14 protein-coding genes, 1 tRNA gene and 1 pseudogene are annotated in these 20307 nt (G+C 70.1%); 8 read left to right on the top strand and 8 right to left on the bottom strand.

Going from position 1 to position 20307, the window contains the following annotated elements; genetic code table 11:
* Window positions 1–32 precede the first annotated feature (32 nt).
* From AHOG_RS06540 to AHOG_RS06525, 4 genes are all read right to left on the bottom strand, one after another.
* Window positions 33–3176: a type I restriction endonuclease subunit R gene (locus tag AHOG_RS06540; protein WP_093940549.1), complete on the bottom strand. Its 3144-nt coding sequence runs from the start codon at window positions 3174–3176 to the stop codon at window positions 33–35.
* Window positions 3176–4237 carry a restriction endonuclease subunit S gene (locus AHOG_RS06535; RefSeq protein ID WP_157736685.1) on the bottom strand — a complete coding sequence of 354 codons (1062 nt, stop codon included), beginning with the start codon at window positions 4235–4237 and terminating at the stop codon, window positions 3176–3178. The genes AHOG_RS06540 and AHOG_RS06535 overlap by 1 nt, the downstream gene beginning before the upstream one ends.
* A 158-nt stretch (window positions 4238–4395) precedes the next feature.
* Window positions 4396–6147, bottom strand: coding sequence for an N-6 DNA methylase (locus AHOG_RS06530; RefSeq protein ID WP_221438495.1), 1752 nt, complete (start codon window positions 6145–6147; stop codon window positions 4396–4398).
* A gap of 413 nt (window positions 6148–6560) precedes the next feature.
* On the bottom strand, window positions 6561–7892 hold the full coding sequence (locus AHOG_RS06525; RefSeq protein WP_157736684.1) for a tetratricopeptide repeat protein: 1332 nt from the start codon (window positions 7890–7892) through the stop codon (window positions 6561–6563).
* 324 nt (window positions 7893–8216) lie between these two features.
* Here AHOG_RS06525 and AHOG_RS06520 point away from each other — a divergent pair, with 324 nt between their 5' ends.
* Window positions 8217–8717 (top strand): GNAT family N-acetyltransferase, encoded by a 501-nt coding sequence (locus AHOG_RS06520; RefSeq protein WP_245856594.1) that lies wholly within the window; start codon window positions 8217–8219, stop codon window positions 8715–8717.
* Between the two features lie 617 nt (window positions 8718–9334).
* Here AHOG_RS06520 and AHOG_RS06515 read toward each other — a convergent pair.
* From AHOG_RS06515 to AHOG_RS06505, 4 genes and pseudogenes are all read right to left on the bottom strand, one after another.
* Window positions 9335–10216: pseudogene (locus tag AHOG_RS06515) on the bottom strand (EamA family transporter); the annotation flags it as partial.
* A gap of 51 nt (window positions 10217–10267) precedes the next feature.
* Entirely contained in the window at window positions 10268–10441 is a 174-nt protein-coding gene (locus AHOG_RS29010; RefSeq protein ID WP_245856861.1) for a hypothetical protein, read from the bottom strand.
* A gap of 112 nt (window positions 10442–10553) precedes the next feature.
* Complete coding sequence (gene malQ, locus AHOG_RS06510) at window positions 10554–12557, bottom strand: 4-alpha-glucanotransferase (RefSeq protein ID WP_093940545.1); 2004 nt, start codon at window positions 12555–12557, stop codon at window positions 10554–10556.
* Window positions 12558–12759: 202 nt separating this feature from the next.
* Window positions 12760–13674 (bottom strand): EamA family transporter, encoded by a 915-nt coding sequence (locus tag AHOG_RS06505; protein ID WP_211290538.1) that lies wholly within the window; start codon window positions 13672–13674, stop codon window positions 12760–12762.
* Window positions 13675–14386: 712 nt separating this feature from the next.
* Here AHOG_RS06505 and AHOG_RS06500 point away from each other — a divergent pair.
* The 7 genes from AHOG_RS06500 to AHOG_RS06470 all read left to right on the top strand — a co-directional run bounded on the left by AHOG_RS06500 (window position 14387) and on the right by AHOG_RS06470 (window position 19962).
* Window positions 14387–14587, top strand: a complete 201-nt coding sequence (locus AHOG_RS06500) for a hypothetical protein (RefSeq protein ID WP_093940544.1) — start codon at window positions 14387–14389, stop codon at window positions 14585–14587.
* Entirely contained in the window at window positions 14584–15123 is a 540-nt protein-coding gene (locus AHOG_RS06495; RefSeq protein ID WP_093940543.1) for a GNAT family N-acetyltransferase, read from the top strand. Before AHOG_RS06500 ends, AHOG_RS06495 begins: the two co-directional genes overlap by 4 nt.
* Before the next feature lie 31 nt (window positions 15124–15154).
* Window positions 15155–16495: an AMP-binding protein gene (locus AHOG_RS06490; RefSeq protein ID WP_093940542.1), complete on the top strand. Its 1341-nt coding sequence runs from the start codon at window positions 15155–15157 to the stop codon at window positions 16493–16495.
* Between the two features lie 29 nt (window positions 16496–16524).
* A complete protein-coding gene (locus AHOG_RS06485) occupies window positions 16525–17046 on the top strand; it encodes a PH domain-containing protein (protein WP_376700034.1) in 522 nt (173 codons plus the stop codon).
* Window positions 17043–19124, top strand: coding sequence for a PH domain-containing protein (locus tag AHOG_RS06480; protein ID WP_245856593.1), 2082 nt, complete (start codon window positions 17043–17045; stop codon window positions 19122–19124). The genes AHOG_RS06485 and AHOG_RS06480 overlap by 4 nt, the downstream gene beginning before the upstream one ends.
* Window positions 19121–19774, top strand: a complete 654-nt coding sequence (orn, locus tag AHOG_RS06475) for an oligoribonuclease (protein WP_093940541.1) — start codon at window positions 19121–19123, stop codon at window positions 19772–19774. Before AHOG_RS06480 ends, orn begins: the two co-directional genes overlap by 4 nt.
* A 112-nt stretch (window positions 19775–19886) precedes the next feature.
* Window positions 19887–19962, top strand: a tRNA-His gene (locus AHOG_RS06470).
* The last annotated feature ends 345 nt before the right edge of the window (window positions 19963–20307 follow it).

Here is a 20307-nt window from a genome sequence, read left to right as displayed (position 1 = left end):
CTGAGCGTCACCAGGTCAGCGCACGCCTGCCATCAGCCATCCGTGGGTCGGTCGATCGCCGCCTCGTAGAAGGCATCCGCGATCGCCAGGATGACGCCGTTGATCGCGGGCCCGTCGCTGAAGAAGTAATCGGCCATCGCGTTGTGGGCGTCCTGGTTGTCCACCACCGCCTCGGTGACGGCCGTCTGGAAATCCTGCGACTCCATGAACTGCTTCTTCGAGTTCACCCTGGTCTGCATGACCAGTTCGGGGTGGTCGAGCAGGCGCTGGACCAGTCCCTGCACGAACTCCCGGACCTGGGACTGGGTGAACGACTCGGCCCCGAAGAGGTCGTTCAGCTTGTCGATGACCACCTGCATCGCGACGTACTTGGGTTCCTTCCTGGTCCCGGTCCCCGCCGCGGTGATTCCCGTCAGCTCGCCGTCCCCCGACAGCGAGATGTCCATCGCCCTCGCCTTGTCATGCTTCACCCCGACCAGGACCACGTCGGAGAGGTCGACTTCGGCGGCCCAGGCGGACTCGGCGATGACCTTCTCCAACAGACGCAGGAAGATCGAGAGCATCTCCAGATACGGGTCGCCGTAGTCGACGATCTGGCTCATGAAGTCGTAGAGCCGCACGTAGGTGGAGACGTCCTTGCGGAACATGTCTAGGGTGCTGAGCGTGACCTTGTCGTCTTCGTCGATGGCTCTGGCGTAGCGGCGTCGGAAGTCGTGCTGCGCCGGGCTGATCGCCGAGGAGACCGCGTTGTTGCCCTTCCGGGTGACCCACAGCCCGGCGACCGTGCGGACGTCGTCCTCGGTGTAGATCCCGGCCTGCGCGAGCTTGGCGGCGAGGTGGATGACGACGTACGGGTCGGTCTCGGTCTCCAGCGTGGCGTTCGTGAAGTACGGCTCGAACGACTCCCTGATGTCCTCGGGCTTGTTCACGAAGTCGAGGACGAAGGTCTTGCGTTTCTGCTCCCCGCCTGCGGTGCGGTGTGTGCGGTTGAGTCGGGAGAGCGTCTGCACCGCAGTCACTCCGGACAGCTTCTTGTCGACGTACATCGCGGAGAGTAACGGCTGGTCGAACCCGGTCTGGAACTTGTTGGCGACCAGCATGATCTTGTAGGTCTCGTCCTGGAACGTGGCGGCCAGATCGGTGGCTGCACCGGGGTTCATGTTCCGCTCGCTGAACTCGTCGTCCTTGGTCGGTGCCGGACCCCACTCCGTGACCCATTCCTCATCCTCGGCCATCGTCACGGCTCCGGAGAAGGCGACCAGGGTCCGGTAGTCGTAGGCGGGGTCGGCGGCCGCCCGCTTGGCGATGTAGGCGTCGATCGCCTTCTTGTACTTCACCGCCGCCTTGCGCGAGCCGGTCACCACCATCGCCTTGGCCTTGCCGTCCAGCAGGTGGGCGACGTTGGCGTGGAAGTGCTCGACGATGATCTGGACCTTCTGGCCGATGTTCGTCGGGTGCAACTGGACCCATCGCATCAATCCCTTGCGGGCAGCGGCCTCCTCGACCTCGTAGCCGTCGCTCCCAGCACCAGCACCGTCCGCCTTGGCGGCGATCTTCAACGCGGTGTCGTAGGACTGGTAGCCCTTCAACACGTCCAGGATGTAGCCCTCCTCGATGGCCTGCTTCATCGAGTAGAGGTGGAACCCGACCGGCTTGCCGTCGGGACCCTTGCGACCGAAGAGCTCCAGCGTCTTGTTCTTCGGGGTCGCGGTGAAGGCCAGGTAGGAGATGTTCGGCGACTCGGCGCGCTCGGTCATCTCCGAGGCCAGGACCGACTCGACGTCGACTTCGCCGCCGTCCTCGATCTCCTCGAGTTCGTCGGCGGTCAGCACCTCCCTGAGCTTGGTGGAGGTCTGGCCGGACTGGGAGGAGTGCGCTTCGTCGGCGATGACGGCGAACCGCTTTCCCTTCAGGCCGGAGTGGGCCCGGATGGCCTCGAGAGCGTGCGGGAATGTCTGCACCGTCACCGCGATGATCAGCTCACCGTTCGTCAATGCCTGTGCCAGCAGGCCGGACTTCGACTTGGCGCCCGCCTTGCGGACGTCCTCGGGACTGATCGTCGCCACGATCTTGCCCGTGCCGTCGATCTGCCGGATCGCGTCCTGCAACTGCCCGTCGAGCACGGTGCGGTCGACCACCACGATGACCGAGTCGAAGACCTTCTCGTCCTCGACGTGCAGCCGCGCCAGGCGATGGGCCGTCCAGGCGATGGTGTTCGTCTTCCCGGACCCGGCTGAGTGCTCGATCAGGTAGCGATGGCCCACGCCCTCCTCGGCCACCGCGGCCACGATGTTCGTCACTGCCTCCCACTGGTGGAACCGGGGGAAGAGCATGCTCGTGCGGCGCACCGAGGTACCGGTGGTGACGTCCCACTCCTCCTTCGTCCGCACGATCATCAGGCGGCCGATGATGCCCAGCCAGGCGTGCTTCTCCCAGACCCGCTCCCACAGGTACGCCGTCGAGGACCTCCCGTCCTTGCCGGGAGGGTTGCCCGCACCGTCGCAGCCGGTGTTGAACGGCAGGAAGTGGGTCTTCTCCCCCTCCAATCGGGTGGTCATCGCGGCGAGGTCGTTCGACACGGCGAAGTGGACCAGCGCCCGGTGGCCGAAGGACAGCAGCGGCTCGGGGCGGCCGTTCGTCAGCGCGTTGCGGTTCTTCTTGTACTGGTTGATCGCCGCGTCCAGGGACTGGGTGAAGTCGGTCTTCAACTCGACCGTGGCCACCGGGAGGCCGTTGACGAAGAAGACCAGGTCGATGCTGCGCTGGTCGGCTGTGGAGAAGCGCACCTGCCGCATCACCCGCACCCGCATCGCGGCGTACTCGGCGTTGGTGGTCTCGTTCAACGTCGTCTCGGGGCGGAACTGGGCCAGCTTGAGCCGCCCGCCGCCGATGTACTGCACGCCGTTGCGCAGGATGTTGAGCGTGCCGCCGCCGTGTTCCAAGGGCTTGTCGAGCGCGGCGACCAGGACGTCGAGGAATTTCGCCGGTGAGCCTGCGGCCTTCAGGGCCTTCTCGTACTTCGGCTGCTGGGTCGCCGCCAGCCAGGCGAACAGGTCCTCGGGGAACAGGGCGCGCTCGCGGTCGTAGCCGGTGTCCTTGTCCGAGTACAGCCAGCCGTGGGCGTGGAGGTGTCGGCAGATCTCGGCCTCGAAGACCACCTCGTTGTGGTCGGCCATCACGCCACCTCTCGTAGGTCGATCTGTCCTGTGACGGCGGCGGTGATGAGGGCGGCGCGGCGTTCTTTTGAAAGCTCGATGAACTGTTCGGCCTCCGCGATCAGAGCGTCGATCTTCGCGGTTTGCGCGTCCAAATAGGCAGCGATACGTCGCTGCTCGTCGAGCGACGGCAAGAGCAATTCGATCTCGCGGAGCTTCTCAGCAGTCAGATGGACAAAGGACACAGAACCGTAGTGATTCGCATAGTAATCCGATTCGTATAGCCGGAGCATTGACCAGTAGACGAACCGTGCGTCCGCAAGTTCCCCAACCCTGAGCCTGTTGACCGTCTTCTGGAACGCGATTCCCGGAGCCGCGTCGAACAGGAATCCGGGTCGCCCGGTAGCGCCGCCTTCGACGAGTAGAATATCTCCCGCACGGAGTTCGAAGGTAGCCATCTCGTCGACCGAGAAGGGCATCTCATTGAGGTCAGCGAGGTTCACAGACCCGCCTGCGCGCACATCCGCTGCACGCACGTACGGCCTAAATTCGTCGCCCTCGCGGATAGCACGTCCCGAATCAAGCATCTTTCCTAGGATTGCCTCGCCAATGTGCTTGATTCGGTAACGAACCCATCCATGGGTCGACTCCAAAGAGGATGAAAGGATAGCTGCACGCCGCTCGCGGAGGAGGTCGATGAGGCGCTGCTGTTCCTCAATGAGCGTGTCGATGCGGGCGGTCTCGCGGTCGAGGTATGCGACGATCTTGTCTTGTTCGCTGCGGGGTGGGCGCGGCAGAGCCATGTCCTTAAAAGTCGACTTATCGAACGAAGTTGACCGTTCTCGAATGCCCTTCGCCAACGACTGGATGAAGCCGCTACCCGCAGCGACACGCAACACATGAGCAACATAGTACGGATTGTCGTCAGGAACTGCGTAGATGTGTACGACCGGCGACATCTTCCCGTCCGAATCCGAGACACCCATCGCGCCCGCGAACCCGTCCATGCTATGAATTACCAATTCACCTGCGCGGACCCCTTGGTACCCGATCTCCTTCAATGACTCCGTGAAACCGTCCACGCGCCTATTGACCCGTAGGGTCACTTGACCATCCCGAAATGCAGTCACAACGCCCTCTCTCACGGACGGGGAACGCTGGACTAGGCGGGCAATTTTCCCACCGCGCGTCAAATGCCAATGCTCGGGCATCAAGGGCAGCCACGACGGAGGTTCCGTTCTCATCCTTCCACCTCCCGCAGCAGCTCAAGAATCTTCGCAACCTGCTTTTCCAAGTCCGCATCGATCTCGGCCAACGGCCGGGGCGGGACGTACTTGTAGAAGTGGCGAGTGAACGGGATCTCGTAGCCGGTCTTGGCCTTGGCCCAGTCGATCCAGGCGTCGGGGACGTGTGGCTTCACCTCGGCGTCGAAGTAGGCCTGAACGACGTCGAGCTTGCCTGCCGGGCCCGCGGTGGAGCCGCCGTAGGTGAAGGGCACGTTCTCGGTGTCGCGCTTCTTGGCGTCGGCCTTCATCTTGCCCTTGCGGTCACGGACGGGCGTGCCGTCCTCGTCCAGCAGGGGCCGTTCGACGGTGATGGTCCAGTAGCCGAACTCGTCAGTGCGCAGCACCTTGGAGAAGTCAGGGTCGGCATCGGTGAAGTCGGCGTACAGTTTGACGACCTCGGCGCGGTCGCGGTCGCTGATCTCGCGGCCCTTGGCGCCGAGGTTCTTGCGCATCTTGGTCCAGAACGACGAGCCGTCGATGAGCTGAACTCTGCCCTTGCGGTCGGGGTGCTTGGCGTTGTCGAGGATCCAGATGTAGGTGGCGATGCCGGTGTTGAAGAACATGTTGGTGGGCAGAGCGACGATCGCCTCGACGAGGTCGTTTTCCAGCAGCCACTTGCGGATGTTCGACGGGCCGGACTCGGCGCCGCCGTTGAACAGTGGGGAGCCGTTCATGACGATCCCGACCCGGCCGCCGCCGTCTTCTGGTGCCCGCATCTTGTGGGCCAGGTGCAGCAGGAACAGCATCTGACCGTCGGAGGTGGCCGGGAGGCCGGGCGTGAAGCGGCCGTAAGGACCTGCGGAGTCGCGCTCCGCCTGGACGGCCTTGGCGTACTGCTTCCAGTCCACACCGTAGGGCGGGTTGGACATGCAGAAGTCGAACTGGCGACCTTTGAAAGCATCGTCGGTCAGCGTGTTGCCGAAGGCGATGTTGGTCGCGTCGTGCCCCTTGGCCAGCAGGTCGGACTTGCAGATGGCGTAGGACTGCGGGTTGTACTCCTGGCCGTACAGATTAAGCCGGGCGCCCGCATTATACGCGAGCAGGTGTTCCTCCGCCAGCGACAGCATGCCGCCGGTCCCCGCCGTGGGGTCGTAGAGCGACCGGATGATGCCCGCCTCGCTCAGGTCGGTCTCCTTCTCGGCGAAGAGCAGGTCGACCAGCAGCCGGATCGCGTCGCGCGGGGTGTAGTGATCACCGGACGTCTCGTTGGCGGCCTCGTTGAACTTGCGGATGATGTACTCAAACGCGTCCCCCATGTCCGAGTTGGACACCACGGCGGGATGGAGGTCGACGGCTCCGAAGGCCTTGACGACCTCGCGCAGGAGCCCCGCCTTCTCCAGAGCGAGGATCTCCTTCTTGAAGTCGAAGTAGTCGAACACGTCGACGTCCGCGGAGAACCGGTCGATGTAGTCGACGAGGTTGTCCGCGAGACCGTCGGCATCGGCCAACAGATTGGCGAAGGAGTAGCGCGAGGTGTTGTAGAACGGCCGACCAGTGACCTTGGTGACTTCGCCCCTGAGCCGGTTGGGGTTGTGGAATCTGGTGGCCAGCTCCCGCACGGTCTCGCGGTCGGGTTCGAGGATGCAGTCGAGCCGGCGCAGGATCGTGAGCGGCAGGATCACGTTCCCGTACTGGTTGGGGCGGTAAGGGCCCCGAAGCTGGTCGGCGATCGACCAGATGAAGCTACCGAGTGTGCTCACAACCATCCTTACGAGGATCAGTCAGCTGCATGTCATCGTGCCCGAGACTGCCGCGCGCCCGACCTTCAGGCGTGGCGAGACCGGGCTGTCCCGCTGCACAGGAGAGATGCTCCCGTGCCGGGTACCGGCGCAGCAAGGGCCTCGTCGCAGCTGAGGAATCGGGATATCCTACGTCCGACTGCCGGGGCCCGCGCATGCCCGGCTCCCGCCGAAATCGGAGCAGCTCGGTCCCGAGACACTCTGCGGTCGGCCACATCCAGTCCGGATGAGAACAGCCTTGTCCGGCCATCTAGATCCTGATCGAATCTCGAAGCTCGGAGTGCCGGACAGGCTCAGTGGGCAGTGCGGCAGGCTCGGCCGTCACCGATCGCCAGGTCCCCGCCTCGGCAGGCCGCCTCAGTCGACTCGGGCACCCGCGATCAGCGACGCCTGCCCGCCCCGGTGATCAGGCTGAGGATCGCGCCCAGGGCGGTGCAGCCCATCGCCAGGCTCAGCGGCGACAGCGTGCCGGGGCTGATCAACACCGACACCGCCCACCAGAGGAGCAGCAGCAGGCCCGCCGCCAGCGGCGCCCCCACGATCAGCACCCTGGCGTCGCGCACCTTGACGCGAGATGTGGACGCCGCCGCCCGGCCGTCCAGCACGATCGGCCAGGCCACGACGCCGATCGCACCCGCCAGCAGCAGGCCGAGCCCGCCGTCGAACCGGCTCGAATCGGGACTGGCCTGAATCATCAGCGCCAGCGTGCCGAGCCCCTGGACCAGCCAGACCCGCCGCAGCAGGGTCGGCACGCCCGCCGTTCGAGCGGTCCGACCCCGGCCGGCCGAGGACGGCGCCGCGGCCCGGCCAGACCGCCCCGACGTGGTGCGACCGTTCGAGTTCCGGGCCGCGTCGTCCCGAGCGACGGCGGTCGTCCTGCCGGACGCGGCTGTGTCCGCATCGGCTCCGTTCGCTCCAGGGAGGGGCCCACCGGCCAGAGATCCATCGGCTCGAGACGCATCGGCCGTCGGCCTGTCGCGGGGACCCGCGCGCAACATCGCGACCATGCGCTTCCAGGCGGCGACGCCCGTGGCGGGGGGTGCCGCCGCGCCGCCGGACTCGTCTGTCTTCGCACTGACCGGGGCGGGGCGCCTGCCCACCGGCTTGGCGCCGCGGCCTGCCTGCCCTCGACGTTCCTCGGCGATGCGAAGGTTCGCCTCGATGTCGGCCTGCTGATCCTCGGCCAGTGGGAACGCGAGGGCACGCCGGTAGGCCGCCGCGGCCCGGGGCCGGTCCCCGTCGCGCAGCAGCGCGTCACCCAGCACCTCGTGCGTCCTCGGTTCCTCGGGGGCGAGCTCCACGGCGCGGCCCGCCGAGGCCACCGCCTGCTCGTAGAGCCCGCGATCGCCTCCCCAGATCAGTGCCTCGGCCAACGCCACGTGACAGCGCCATTGCGAGGGGTCCCGGCGAACGGCCTTGCGTGCGGCCTCGGCGGCCTCGGCGTGTCTGCCGAGATCACTCAGGGCGAGGGAGCCGAGCAGGTGCGGCCAGTGGTGAGTCGGGTCGACCACCGAGGCACGCCGCGCGAACTGCTCGGCCTCCTCGGGGTTGCCCGAGTGCAGACAGGCCACCGAGAGCTGACACAGCGCCGAGGCGTGATTGGGCACCGCGTCGACCACCGGCCGCAGCAGGCGGATCGCGGCGGCGTGCCTGCCCGCCTCGCTGAGTGCGGCGGCCCGGCGGACGGTCGCGTCCGCGTCCACCTCAGACATCTCGCTCGCCACCCGTCGGCCCGATCCGTCCCTGACTGCGCTGACCCCTCATACCCAGGGGCGGGGCCTCACCGATGGTCACACCCCGTTATTACCACGTCACCATGATCGCCAGGCAACGCGGCAGGACACGAGGCGTTCTCGTCCCGACGGAAAAGCGGTTGCCGTCGCACGTCGGTGCTCCCACACTCACCGCGTGATCCTCAGCCCGCGACGGGCCGCCTGTCCGGACCTCGCTCCCGTCTCCCCTCGGTCACGACGACGTCGGGACCGCCCCCGGCACGACATCGCCTCCGTCGGAATCACACCGGACGGAGCCGCGCGGTGAGCGACGAGATCGTGCGACCGCTGCTGGCGAGCGACGTGCCCATGCTGGTCGCGGCCAGCACGGCAGCGGGTCGACTGTTCGCCGAACACGGCATCCTCCTGCCCGAGGACGATCCGGCTGCGACCATCGCCGAGGCCGACGACGTCCTCGTGGCCGACCTGCCGTCGGCCGGGCCGGTCGGCTTCGCCGCGACGACCGTGCTCGACGGTGACTGTCATCTCGCGGAGCTGGCCGTGCACCCCGCCTACGGCCGACGCGGGATCGGCGGCTCGCTGCTCCGGGCCACGATCGACCGCGCTCGACGGCGCGGCTTCGGCCGGGTCAGCCTCACCACCTTCGCCGACCTGCCGTTCAACGCGCCCTGGTACGCGCATCGCGGCTTCCGCGTGCTCGCCGAGCGCGACCACGGCCCCGAACTCGCCGCCCAACGGCTGTTGGAGATCGAGGCGGGGATCACGGTGGCCCCGAGGGTGGTCATGGTTCACGACCTGCGCTGACGCGGCGGGGCCGCACCGGTGGCAGGAGCGGCCGCGCTCGCCCCGGCGAGGTCGACAGCCGACCGAGCCGGTCACTCGGCTGCCGCGGTCACCCGCTGGTCGAGCGGCAGCCCGACAGGCCGCCCCGACGCCGCTCCGTCCTCGGCACCGCTCATCGGCAGGCCGTCGTCGTGGGCGGGGCGGGGATGCGGGCCGCTGCGGACCGCCCGTCGTGGCCGCCGCCCGATCGGCCACGGCGGGGCAGCCGATCCCGTTCCTCGGAACTGAAGCTTCGTTGCCGTCCTCGATGCCGATGCCGACCCGGTCGAGACCTGGCTACGGCCGGACTCGGACGACGGCCGCGGGCAGGACACGCCCTGCCCAGCCGATGCGGCGCGGTGGAACGACGCTCAGCTCGACGAGGCGGGCGGACTCGGCAGCTCCGCCGAGGTGGCGGACTCGGCCGACTCCACCACCGGCGCAACCTCCGTCACCGGCGCAACCTCCGCCACCGGCGCGCCGGCGACCTGCGCAGGCGTAGGGGCGAGGACCGCTGCCGGCGCCGGCGCGACCGGCCGAACCCTCCGCCCGGCGGCCGTTCCCGCGCCGACTCCCGCCGATGCCGGGTCCCCGGCCTCCGCTCCCCCGGCGGCCCGCGGTGCGGGCGGTATGCCGAGCAGCACGCCGACCACCACGACCACGCCGGCGATCAGCTCCACCGCCGTGGGGACCTCCCGCAGGACCAGCCAGGCCGTGGCGATCCCCACCACCGGCACCAGCAGCGAGAAGGGCGCGACCACCCCGGCGGGATGTCTGCTCATCAGGGTCGTCCAGATCCCGGTGCCCACCACCGTCGCCAGTCCGACGACGTACGCCAGGCCCGCCAGCGCGAGCAGCCCGCCGGGCTCGCCGACGGTGCGCAGGGCGTCCCAGCCCGCGGTCGGGCCCTCGAACAGCAGCGACAGCGTGAACATCGGGATCGGCGGCACCACCGACATCCACAGGGTCAACCGCAGCGGGCTCTCCGGGCGGGCCTGCCTGCTGCACAGATTGCCGAACGCCCAGCCCAGCGCGCCGCAGAGGGTCAGCAGCACGGGCAGCAGGGCGGCGAACTGCGCCCGCTGCCAGCCGATCAACGCCATCCCGGCGACGGCGAGCAGGATGCCGCCGACCTGGCGGGCGGTGATCCGCTCCCGCAGCAGCAGGCCGCCGAGCAGGACGGTGAACGGGGCCGACGCCTGAAGCACCAGGGACGCCAGTCCCGTCGGCATCCCGACGTCCATGCCGATGAACAGGAAGGCGAACTGCACGGTGCCGAAGCCGAGCCCGTACCCGACCAGCCAGTACCAGCGGACCCCGGGTCTGCGGACGAACAGCATCGTGGGCACCGCCAGCACCGCGAAGCGCAGCCCGCCGAAGAACAGCGGCGGGAAGTGATCAAGGCCGTAGCGAATGGCGAGGAAGTTGAGCCCCCACAGCAGGGCCACGATCAAGGCAAGTCCCCGGTCACGCATCGGCATGGCACCCAGCCTGCTTTCCCGGCGGCGGGAATTCCACCGGAAAAGCCGCTGTCACCTGTGTCTTCGCCGACACGCGCCGGTGACCCGGGCCGTCGCGGCGCCGTCTCGATCGAGTCCGTCGGGCAGTCGACCCGCCGGGGCCGTCACGGCGAGCCGGTCGATCACCGCCTCGATGTCGTGCTTCTCCTGCCTCGTCGGTCTGGGCGGCTCGGTGAGCGCGTGCATCGCGCCGTCGACCCGCACTCGCGACCGCAGGCACACTGCGACGGAAACGCCCGGTCGGGACATCGGGAGACGCTGTAGGGACCGGCCTCGTCGGGCGGGCGGACGCCCGTACTCACCTCGGCCGGGCGCGACGCAGCAACGCGGCGGCGGCGCGGACCCTGGGATCGGTCAGCAGCTCGTCGAGCGTCACCGGCAGCGGCAGCCGCCAGTTCGGGTACTCGTCCACCGTGCCCGGCAGGTTCGGTTGTCGGGGCTCGCCGACGAGGTCGTACGGCGAGGCGAACAGGAGGCGGGCGGGCGTCCTGGCGAGCAGGGCGTGCATGGCCAGGATGATCTCCTCCTCGCTCGGCTCGGCGGTGCGCTCCGCGACCGCGCCCGGGTTCGTCGAGCCGCGCACGGGCAGCACGCCCTCGTCGCTCAGGTAGGCCACGAACTCGGCGCGTTCGGCGTCGGCTCTGGCGCGCTCCGTCTCGATGTCGGCCGTGAGGACCCCCAGTTCGGCCCGGACCCGGACGTGCTCGCCGCGGAGGAAGCCCGCCGCCGTCGGAAGGTCGTGGGTGGAGACGCTGGCCGCGGCGAACTCGCGCCAGCGGCTCGGCGGCAGCAGCGTTCCGGCGGGCAGTTCGGGATCGTCCTCCTCGGCACGCTGGAACCACAGCACCGAGGACGACAGGATCTCCCGCTCGTGCAGGGCCTCGGTGACGCCGTCGGGGACGGTGCCGAGGTCCTCGCCGATCACCACCGCCCCCGCGCGGACGGCCTCCAACGCGAGGATGCCCAGCATCGCGTCCGCGTCGTAGCGGACGTAGGTGCCCCGATCGGCGGTCTCGCCCGGCGGCACCCACCACAGCCGCCAGAGTCCCAGGACATGGTCGATCCGGATGCCGTCGGCCCGGCTCAGCACGGCACGCAGCATGTCGCGGTAGGGGGCGTAGCCGAGTTCCGCGAGCCGATCCGGTCGCCACGGCGGCAGCCCCCACCGTTGTCCCTGCTGGTTGAAGTCGTCGGGCGGGGCGCCGACCGAGACCTCGGTGGCGAGGACGTCCTGCAATGCCCAGGAGTCCGCGCCGTCGGGGGTGACGCCCACCGCGAGGTCCGCGATCACCCCCACCCGCATCCCCGCGTCCCGACCCGCCCGGTGCGCCGCGTCGAGCTGCTCGACGCAGCACCGCTGCGACCAGGCATGGAAGCCCACCCGGTCGGCCAGCTCCGCTCGTGCGGCGTCGACGGCGGGTGAACGGGGATCGCGCAGGTCGGCGGGCCAGTCGCGCCAGTCGGCGCCGTGTCGTTCCGCCAGCGCCGCGAAGGTGGCGAAGTCCCGCAGCGCGGGCTGGTCGGTGAGGTCGAGCGGTCCCGCCGAAGGCCACAGCAGTTCCAACGCGGCCTGCTTGGCCTGCCAGACGGCGTCGTAGTCGATGCGGTCGGCGGCCGCCGGGATCGCGAGGGCGTCGATCCGCTCGCGAACCGATGCCGGGGCGGCCTGGTATTCGGCGAGTTCGGCGATGCGCAGATAAAGCGGATTGGCGAACCGTCGGCTCGACGGCGAATAGGGCGAGGGCTGCACCGGCTCGGTCAACGCCGGTGCGTGCAGCGGGTTGAGGAGCACCACGTCGGCGCCCAGTTCCGTCGCGGAGCGGCCCAGCAGTTCACGCAGGTCGCCGTAGTCGCCGATGCCCCAGGACCCGGTGGAGTGCAGGGCGTACAGCTGCACCATCCACCCCCAGGCACGCGGCACCCGCGGCACGGCGCGTGGCGCGACGACCAGCGTGGTGAACTCGTCCCCGGTGCGCAGTCGATGCCAGCCGAGCGGCAGATCGGTGGGCAGCCGGTCGACGACGGCCCTGACTCGGCCGTCCTCCAGCTCGATCACGGCGGGTCCGGTGAGTCCCGACGACTCACCCTGACGCAGCACGATGGTGGCGGGCATCCGGGAACGTCGCTCGGCCGCCGCCGCGAGCGCCGCGCGCACCGCGACCGGCGTGCTCGCGTCCACGCCGAGCCTGCCGAGGACCGCGACGACCACCGTCGGGTCGACGTCGACCCGCTGGTGTCGCCAGTCCTCGTACCAGGTGGCCACGCCGTGCTCCTCAGCCAGGGCCGCCAGTTCCTCGTTCACCCGTGCACCACCGATCCCGCGTCCGTGCGATCCGACGTGGCGGTCGTCCCGCCCGCCCGCCGGAACGCGGGCCGTCTTCTTGATCGTCGCCCACCAGGTCCGAAGCCCACAAGCTCAGCGGTTCCGATCCACTCCATGCGTGGCCGCCGCCCCCCGGTCCGCCGGGTCCGGCCGCCGGGTCCGGCCGCCCGCACGGCAGCCCTCAGACGGGCGGCGGCTCCGCCTGCGGTCGGGAGAAGAGGGTCGCGCCGCCGCTGGCCACGATGACCAGTCCGATGGCCGCCACCTCCGCCGGGGAGAGCGTCTGCCCGAGCACGAGAAGCCCCGCGAGCGCGGCCATCGCGGGCCCGAGGCTCATCAACACCCCGAAGACGCGCGCCGGGATCCTGCGGAGCGCGTGCATCTCCACGGAGTACGGGAGCACGGAGGACAGCAGCGCGACGGCGAGGCCGACGGCCGCGTTCGCCGGGGTGAACAGCGCGGCGCCCGCCGACGCGATGCCCGACGGCAGGACGATCAACGCCGCGACGCACATGGCCAACGCCAGGCCCTGCACGCCGGGGAATCGCCGACCCGTCTGGGCGCTCAGCAGGATGTAGCAGGCCCAACCCGCCCCCGCCCCGAGAGAGAACAGGACGCCGACCGGGTCGAGTCGGTCGAAGCCGCCGCTGCTGAGCAGGAGGACGCCCGCGCCCGCCAGGAGCACCCAGGCCACGTCGCGCAGCCGCCGGGAGAGCAGGACCGCCAGTCCGAGCGGGCCGAGGAATTCGAGGGTGACGGCGGGTCCGAGGGGCATCCGCGCCATCGCCTCGTAGATGCCGATGTTCATCGCGGCGAGCGCCAGCCCCAGCCCGAGCACCGCGAGCACGTCGCCTCGGGTCCGGCCGCGCAGCCTCGGCCGGGCGATCGCCAGCAGCACCACGGCGGCCAGCCCCAGCCGGAGCGCCACCGTGCCCACCGGGCCGAGGACGACGAAGAGCGAGACGGCCACCGCCGCACCGAACTGGACGGAGAAGCCGCTGGACATCACCATCAGCAGGGCGGCGGGCCTGCCGCCTGCCGGGGGAGGCGAACCGCCCGAGGGTCCCGGCGGTGTCCCGTTCGTCAGTTCGCCCACGGCGTGACGGTAATCCTCCGCGCGGCGTGGCGGGAGTGCCTGCGGCGGCCGTGGGGCGTGGGGCGGGCGACGTGGGGTCGGCCGCCACGAGTCTCGATCCGAGGCCGAGCGCGACGAAGCCGCCGGGCGCGGACCGAGGGTCGGAGCGACGATGGCGTATCGCCCGGCCGGGTGATTCTCGCCGACTCCGCTCCCGGCGTCTCGTGCGCGCGGCCGGGACGGGCGGGCGACCTCGGCGAGCTCTGCTCGGAGTCGACATGCCGAGGATCGACGGCGACGGCCGGGTGGCGCGGCGTCACGGACCGGTCCGACGTCGTCGGCTCGGACCATCGCACCTGTCGGCGACCGCCTCGACCAGCGACGGCGGGGCGTGACACGGACGTCGCAGGCGTGCCGCGGCGCCGGGCGCCGAGGCTCGGCGGGGCGCGCGGACCGGCAGCACCGACGCCTGCCCCACCGCCCCGTTCGGGGCGAAAAATCTCACACAGAGCAAACTTTCCGACCGGCAACGCCAGGGATTACCCGAAAACGAGTGAGTCATACATCACAACCGACGCCTGGCGTCGCTGTTCGGTGCGTCGACTCAATGAGAAGGTCGACATCGCCCCGAGCAACCGTCGTCACAGGACCGGGCTCGTGGAGTCTCCCTCGGGAGGGCCTGCGAAGGCACAACAGCGAAGACAAGCCGGGGACGGCGGAATGTGGGGTCGTAGTGGTCCGCAACCAATGGTCGGTGAACTGCCGGGATGTGGCGGGCAGAAAGCGGGATCTGACCGTCTACGTCAACGAAGGTCAGATCGTCATCGTGGCGCCTCCAGGCGAGACCGCCGTACTCGCCCCGTTAGAGGTCGGCAGGCTTCGCGCCGCGTTGCGTGACGCGGTGGTCACCGCGTCCGTAGCCTCTAGGGAATGAGCGGAACCGACACCGACGACCGGCTCGCCCGGTCCATCAGGATCGCCGACACCTCGGACATCGCGGGCGTCCTCGCGCTGCTGGACGATGCCGTGAAGTGGCTGTGCGAGAACGGTTCCGAAGGGCAGTGGGGTTCGACGCCGTTCTCCGCGCGCGAGCAGGCGGTGGACCGCGTCACCAGCTGGGTGCGCGCCGGCTACGTCCGCGTCGCCGAACAGGACCATCGGCTGCTCGGCGCCATCGCGCTCGGCCCCGCGCCCGACTACATCCCACCGACCACGATGCCCGAGCTGTACGTGATCGCGCTGGTGTCCGGCCGCGACCCGGCTGCCAGGGGCGTCGGCGGCACGCTGCTGGAGCTGGCCGGACGGCTCGCCGTCGGACAGGGTGTCGACCGGCTGCGCCTGGACTGCTGGGGCGGCGGCGAGGGTCGCCTCGTCAGGTACTACCAGAGCCGAGGCTTCGAGCCGGTCGAGACCTTCGATCACGACGGCTGGCCCGGTCAGATCCTCGAGCAGCGGCTGGACCGGCGATGAGCAGCCGTCCGACGGGCGGCGGGCGCCCGCGATGAGCCGGTCGGCGCTGAACAGCGCCCGAACCGGGCTGCGCGGTATCCGGACGCTGATCGACAACGGCGTGCTCCGCCCGATGCGTCCCGACCGACTGATCCGGATGCTCGCCGCCATGTGGCGGTGGAACACCAGCCTTCCCCTCGGATACGCGACGGGCGCGGTCCGCCATCCGGATCGACCCGCGGTGATCGACGAGCACGGCGCGGTCAGCTACGCCGAGCTCAACGAGCGCACCGCCCGGCTGGCCAACGGGCTGGCAGGCCAGGGCGTCCAAGAGGGCTCCTGGCTGGGCGTGCTGTGCGGCAATCACCGCGCGCTCGTCGAGACGCTGGTGGCAGGCAGCAAACTCGGCGCCAGGATCCTCCTGCTCACCGACGCCCTGTCCCCCGCCCAGGTCGCGCGGTTCCTCGAAGACCATCAGGTGGACACCGTCGTCATCGACCACGAGTTCCGCCCGAGGCTGCGTGCCGTCGACCGGGCACTGACGACGATCACCGCCTGGTCGGAGACGCCGGTCTCATCGATCACCATCGAGCAGTTGATCATCGACTCGGAGTCCACGCCGCGAGCCCGCCGCCAGAATCCGGAGGACGTCGTCGTCCTCACCTCCACCAGCCACGGGCTGGCCACCGCCGTCCCCAGCCGGACGCCCTCGCGCATCACACCCGCCGCGACCGTGTTCGGCCGCATCCCACTGGAGGCGGGCGAACGGACGCTGATGGCGGCGCCGCTCTCCCACACCTGGGGGATGTCGGCGCTGCATCTGACGGTCGTCCTCGGCGCGACGCTGATCCTGCTGCGCGAACCCGACTCGGCCTCGATGCTGTCGGCTCTGCGCCGCTATCGCTGCACGTCGATGTTCACCAGGCCCACGATGCTGCGCGGCCTCGTGGAGGCGGGGCCGCCGCCGGAGGGGCTGCCCGCCCTGCGGGCCGTGGTGTCCACCGGCGCTCAGCTGCCCGGCGAGATCGCGGCCCGCTTCCACGACGAGTTCGGCCCGGTGCTGCACAACCTCTACGGCACGACGGAGCTGTCCTGGGTCAGCATCGCGACCCCGGCCGACCTGCGTCGCGCCCCGGGCACCGTCGGACGGCCGCCGCGCGACATCCGGGTGACGATCCGCGACGACCAGGGCACGCTGCTGCCACCCGGCGAGACCGGCCGGATCTTCGTCGAGGGCGCGGGCTGGGAGCTGCAACGGGAACAGGACACCGTCGCGCAGTCCTTCGGCCCGGCGGGCCGGGCGTTCACCGGCGACCTCGGGCATCTCGACGCGACCGGTCTGCTGTTCGTGGACGGCAGCGCGTCGGAGCCCCGTTCCACCGACCAGGAGTGAGGCACACGGCGATGAGGCAGGCTGAGGCCGTGACTTCGACAGAGACCGGCGCCGGGTCGCCGCACGGCCCGCGGCTGCGCCCGCCCGAGCACCGTGTCAGCGGCAAGGCGATCGTCTGGTGGACGCTGCGCTGCGCCTTCGGCTGGGTCATCGTGATCGCGCCGCTGCTGGCAGGCCGTTGGCTGTGGCCCGACCCGCCGATCCCGCTCGGCACGGCCGCGGCGATCGCGGGCGGGATCGCCGTGCTGCACGTCGCCGTCATGCCGACCTGGCGGTACCGGGTGCATCGTTGGGAACTCAGCGAGCACGCCGTCTACACGCAGAGCGGGTGGCTGAATCAGGAGTGGCGGGTCGCCCCGGCGTCGCGGATCCAGACCGTCGACACCGAACGCGGCCCGCTCCAACAGCTGCTCGGCCTGTCGACCGTCACCGTGACCACCGCCTCGGCGGCCGGGCCGCTCCAGATCACGGGGCTGGACCGGGACACGGGCATCCGCATCGTCGAAGAGCTGACCGCGACCACGGAGGCCAATCCGGGAGACGCCACGTGACCAGCGGTGATGCCGAGAGCCATGCCGCGGGAACGAGCCGTAGGCCCGAATCGGGGGAGAACGGCGTCCGGCACGCTCGACCGGGCCCGACTCCGGGGGACGGCGAGCGGTCCGATCTCTCCGGTCCGTCTCCGGACCCGGCCGCCGCGGTGAACCCCGATGCGGTGCGCGACGATCAGGCGACCCCGGCCTACGGCATCCGATCAGTCGGGCCGTCCGCCGACGGCTCGCCCGCGTCCCCGACGGCGGGTTCCACGGCCGACCCGTGGGAACAGGCGCCCCCGCCCGCCCGGCCGTACCCGACCGGCCCGTGGTATCCCGCCGCACCGCGGTACTCCGCAGGGCCGCCGTATCCCGCAGCCCCGGCGTACCCCGCGGGCCCACAACCGGCAGGGGGCGGATTCACCGGGCATCCCGGCGGGTCCGCGCCACCGCCGCCCGAGGCTGAGCTGATCGCGGCAGAGCAGTCCGATCAGCGGCTCGACGCGCGGATGATCGCCGTCAAGCCCCTCAACGAGGCCTTGGGTCTGCTCCCCGTGCTGATCCTGGCGCTCGTGGTACAGGGGGCCGATCAGTGGCAGTTCCGCCTCGCCGCGGTCGTCGCGGGCCTGTTGTTGGTCAACGGCCTGATGCGCTGGCTGACCACGCGATATCGCATCACCGAGGACCAGGTGGTGCTGCGCACCGGCTGGCTGTTCCGTACCCGACGTGCCGTCCCGCGCGAACGCATCCGCACCGTCGACCTCACCGCGAGGCTGATGCACCGCGTCTTCGGCCTCACCACGGTGAAGATCGGTACCGGCGGCCGGAAGGGCGCGGGGCTGAGCGATGAGATGACCCTCGACTCGGTGTCGCGGGCCGAGGCCGAACGGCTGCGGCAGGTCCTGCTGCATCGCGCCGCCGCGACCGCCGCCACCGCCTCGCGGCCCGGCGCGGACGCCGAGGGCGTCGCGGCCGGGGACGGTCCCGAGGCGGACGCCGCCGGACGGACCGACGTCGAGCAGACCGGTACCGTGCTGTCCCGGCTCGATCCCCGCTGGCTGCGCTTCGCCCCGCTCACCCTGGCGGGCCTCACCGCCGTCGGTGTGCTGGCCGGGCTGAGCATGCAGTGGATCCAAGAGCTGTCGCTGGACGAGGTCGGGCTGATCCAGGACGGGTTGAGCTGGCTCGACGCGCTGCCCGTCGGGGTGCTCGTCGGCGGCGTCATCCTCGCGCTGCTGCTCGTCAGCACCATCCTCTCGCTGGTCGTCTACGCCATCCGGTACTGGAACTACGTGCTCACGCGCGAGACGGACGGCACCATTCGCGTACGGCGCGGCCTGTTGACCACCCGCGCGGTCTCCCTGGAGGAGAAGCGGCTACGCGGCGTGGAGTTGCAGGAGCCGCTGCTGCTCCGGGGGGCGCGGGCCGGTCAGGTCAACGCGGTCGCCGTCGGCATCAGCGCCGTCTCGCCCGACAGCAGCCAGCTGCTTCCGCCCGCGCCGGTGGACGAGGCGCATCGCGTCGCCGCCGGTGTGTCTCGCCAGGAGCGATCCCCCACCCAGACCGACCTGAGCCGGCATCCGGCCGCCGCGCTCTCCCGTCGGCTGGTCCGCGCCGTGGTCCCCACGCTGCTGCTCGCGGGCGGGCTGTGGGCGCTCGCTCTGCTGGGCACCTGGCCGTCCTGGCCCGCCTGGGTCGCGTCGGCGTTGATTCCTGCGGCAGTGCTCCTCGGTGTCGACCGCTACCGCAGTCTCGGGCACTCGCTGGACTCGCGGTACCTCGTCACCCGCCACGGCTCGCTGAGCCGCAACACGGTCGCGCTGGAACGCGAGGGCATCATCGGCTGGAACATCAGTCGTTCGGTGTTCCAACGCTCGGCCGGCCTCGTCACCCTCACCGCCACCACCGCGGCGGGCGGCAACGCCTACTCCGTGATCGACGTCGGCGAGCAGGCGGCCCTGGGCATCGCCGACGAGGCGGTCCCCGACCTGCTGCAACCGTTCCTGATCGGCGCGGAGTCGACCGGCGACGGCACCGCGACACACCAGCCGCCCGTCGGGACGGGGCAGGTCGAGCACCTAAACTCCTCCTCGTGAATGACCGGTTGGTATGGATCGACTGCGAGATGACCGGCCTCGATCTGAAGTCCGACGCACTGATAGAGATCGCCGCGCTCGTCACCGACGCCGATCTCAACGTGCTCGGCGAGGGCGTGGACATCGTGATCAGGACGGAGGAGTCCGCACTGGACGGGATGCCGGAGGTGGTCCGTGAGATGCACTCCCGCTCCGGGCTCACCGAGGAGGTCCGGCGCTCCTCGGTGACGACGGCCGAGGCGGAACGCCGGGTGCTGGAGTTCATCCGCGAGTACGTCCCGGACGCCCGCACCGCGCCGCTGGCAGGGAACTCGATCGCCACCGACCGCGGCTTCATCGCCCGCGACATGCCGGAGCTCGACGCCCATCTGCACTACCGGATGGTGGACGTCTCCTCCGTCAAGGAGTTGTGCAGGCGCTGGTACCCGCGCATCTACTACGCGCAGCCGGAGAAGGGACTGGCGCATCGCGCGCTCGCCGACATCAAGGAGTCGATCCGCGAGCTGCGGTACTACCGGCAGACGGCGTTCGTCGCCCAGCCGGGGCCGACGACGGAGCAGGTCCAGGCCGTGGCGAAGAGGCTGCTCGGTGAGACCACCGAGGTGGGCGGCACCGCGCTGGCGCAGGAACGGACGAACGGTACGGCCTGATCGGAGGCTTCGCGACGGGGCGACCCGCTGAAAGGGGAACCCGTTTCGAGCGCCGCACAGGGACGCGCTAAGCTATGTCACGTCACGGCGGCTTCGACACCGTCGAGTCGTGGTGGGTGTAGCTCAGCTGGTAGAGCGCCGGGTTGTGGTCCCGGAGGCCGCGGGTTCAAGTCCCGTCACTCACCCCATCGGAAAGGGCCCGGATCTCCCACGGCAGTGCCGTGGCCTGGAGATCCGGGCCCTTTCTCGTGTCCGCCGTGGTGGCGGGTTCGCAGGCACCGCCCTCGACCATGACCGGAGTAGGCGTCGGCGTCGTTCATCGAGATCCGACTCGGAGGCGTGGAGAGGCACGTCCCTCGATCGCCGCTTCAGGCCGGCCGCACCGAGCCGCCTCGGCACCACTTCGGACCGGCCGACTCGGCGACTCGCGCCGTGTGGCGCGGCAGGCCTGATGAAGACGGCCACGCTCCACCGCGGCATGCCGCGCCGTCCGGTCACGCACAGCGGCGCGGCGGATCGGGAGGCGCCGCGAT

The sequence above is a fragment of the Actinoalloteichus hoggarensis genome (assembly GCF_002234535.1).
Lineage (GTDB): Bacteria > Actinomycetota > Actinomycetes > Mycobacteriales > Pseudonocardiaceae > Actinoalloteichus_A > Actinoalloteichus_A hoggarensis.
This window is presented reverse-complemented; position numbering and strand designations above follow the sequence as displayed.

Coding starts and splice junctions, on each gene's coding strand:
- AHOG_RS06490 (WP_093940542.1), top strand. CDS start 15,155: ATGAGCCGGTCGGCGCTGAACAGCGCCCGAACCGGGCTGCGCGGTATC.
- AHOG_RS06540 (WP_093940549.1), bottom strand. CDS start 3,176: ATGGCCGACCACAACGAGGTGGTCTTCGAGGCCGAGATCTGCCGACAC.
- AHOG_RS06525 (WP_157736684.1), bottom strand. CDS start 7,892: ATGTCTGAGGTGGACGCGGACGCGACCGTCCGCCGGGCCGCCGCACTC.
- AHOG_RS29010 (WP_245856861.1), bottom strand. CDS start 10,441: ATGCACGCGCTCACCGAGCCGCCCAGACCGACGAGGCAGGAGAAGCAC.
- AHOG_RS06495 (WP_093940543.1), top strand. CDS start 14,584: ATGAGCGGAACCGACACCGACGACCGGCTCGCCCGGTCCATCAGGATC.
- AHOG_RS06530 (WP_221438495.1), bottom strand. CDS start 6,147: ATGGTTGTGAGCACACTCGGTAGCTTCATCTGGTCGATCGCCGACCAG.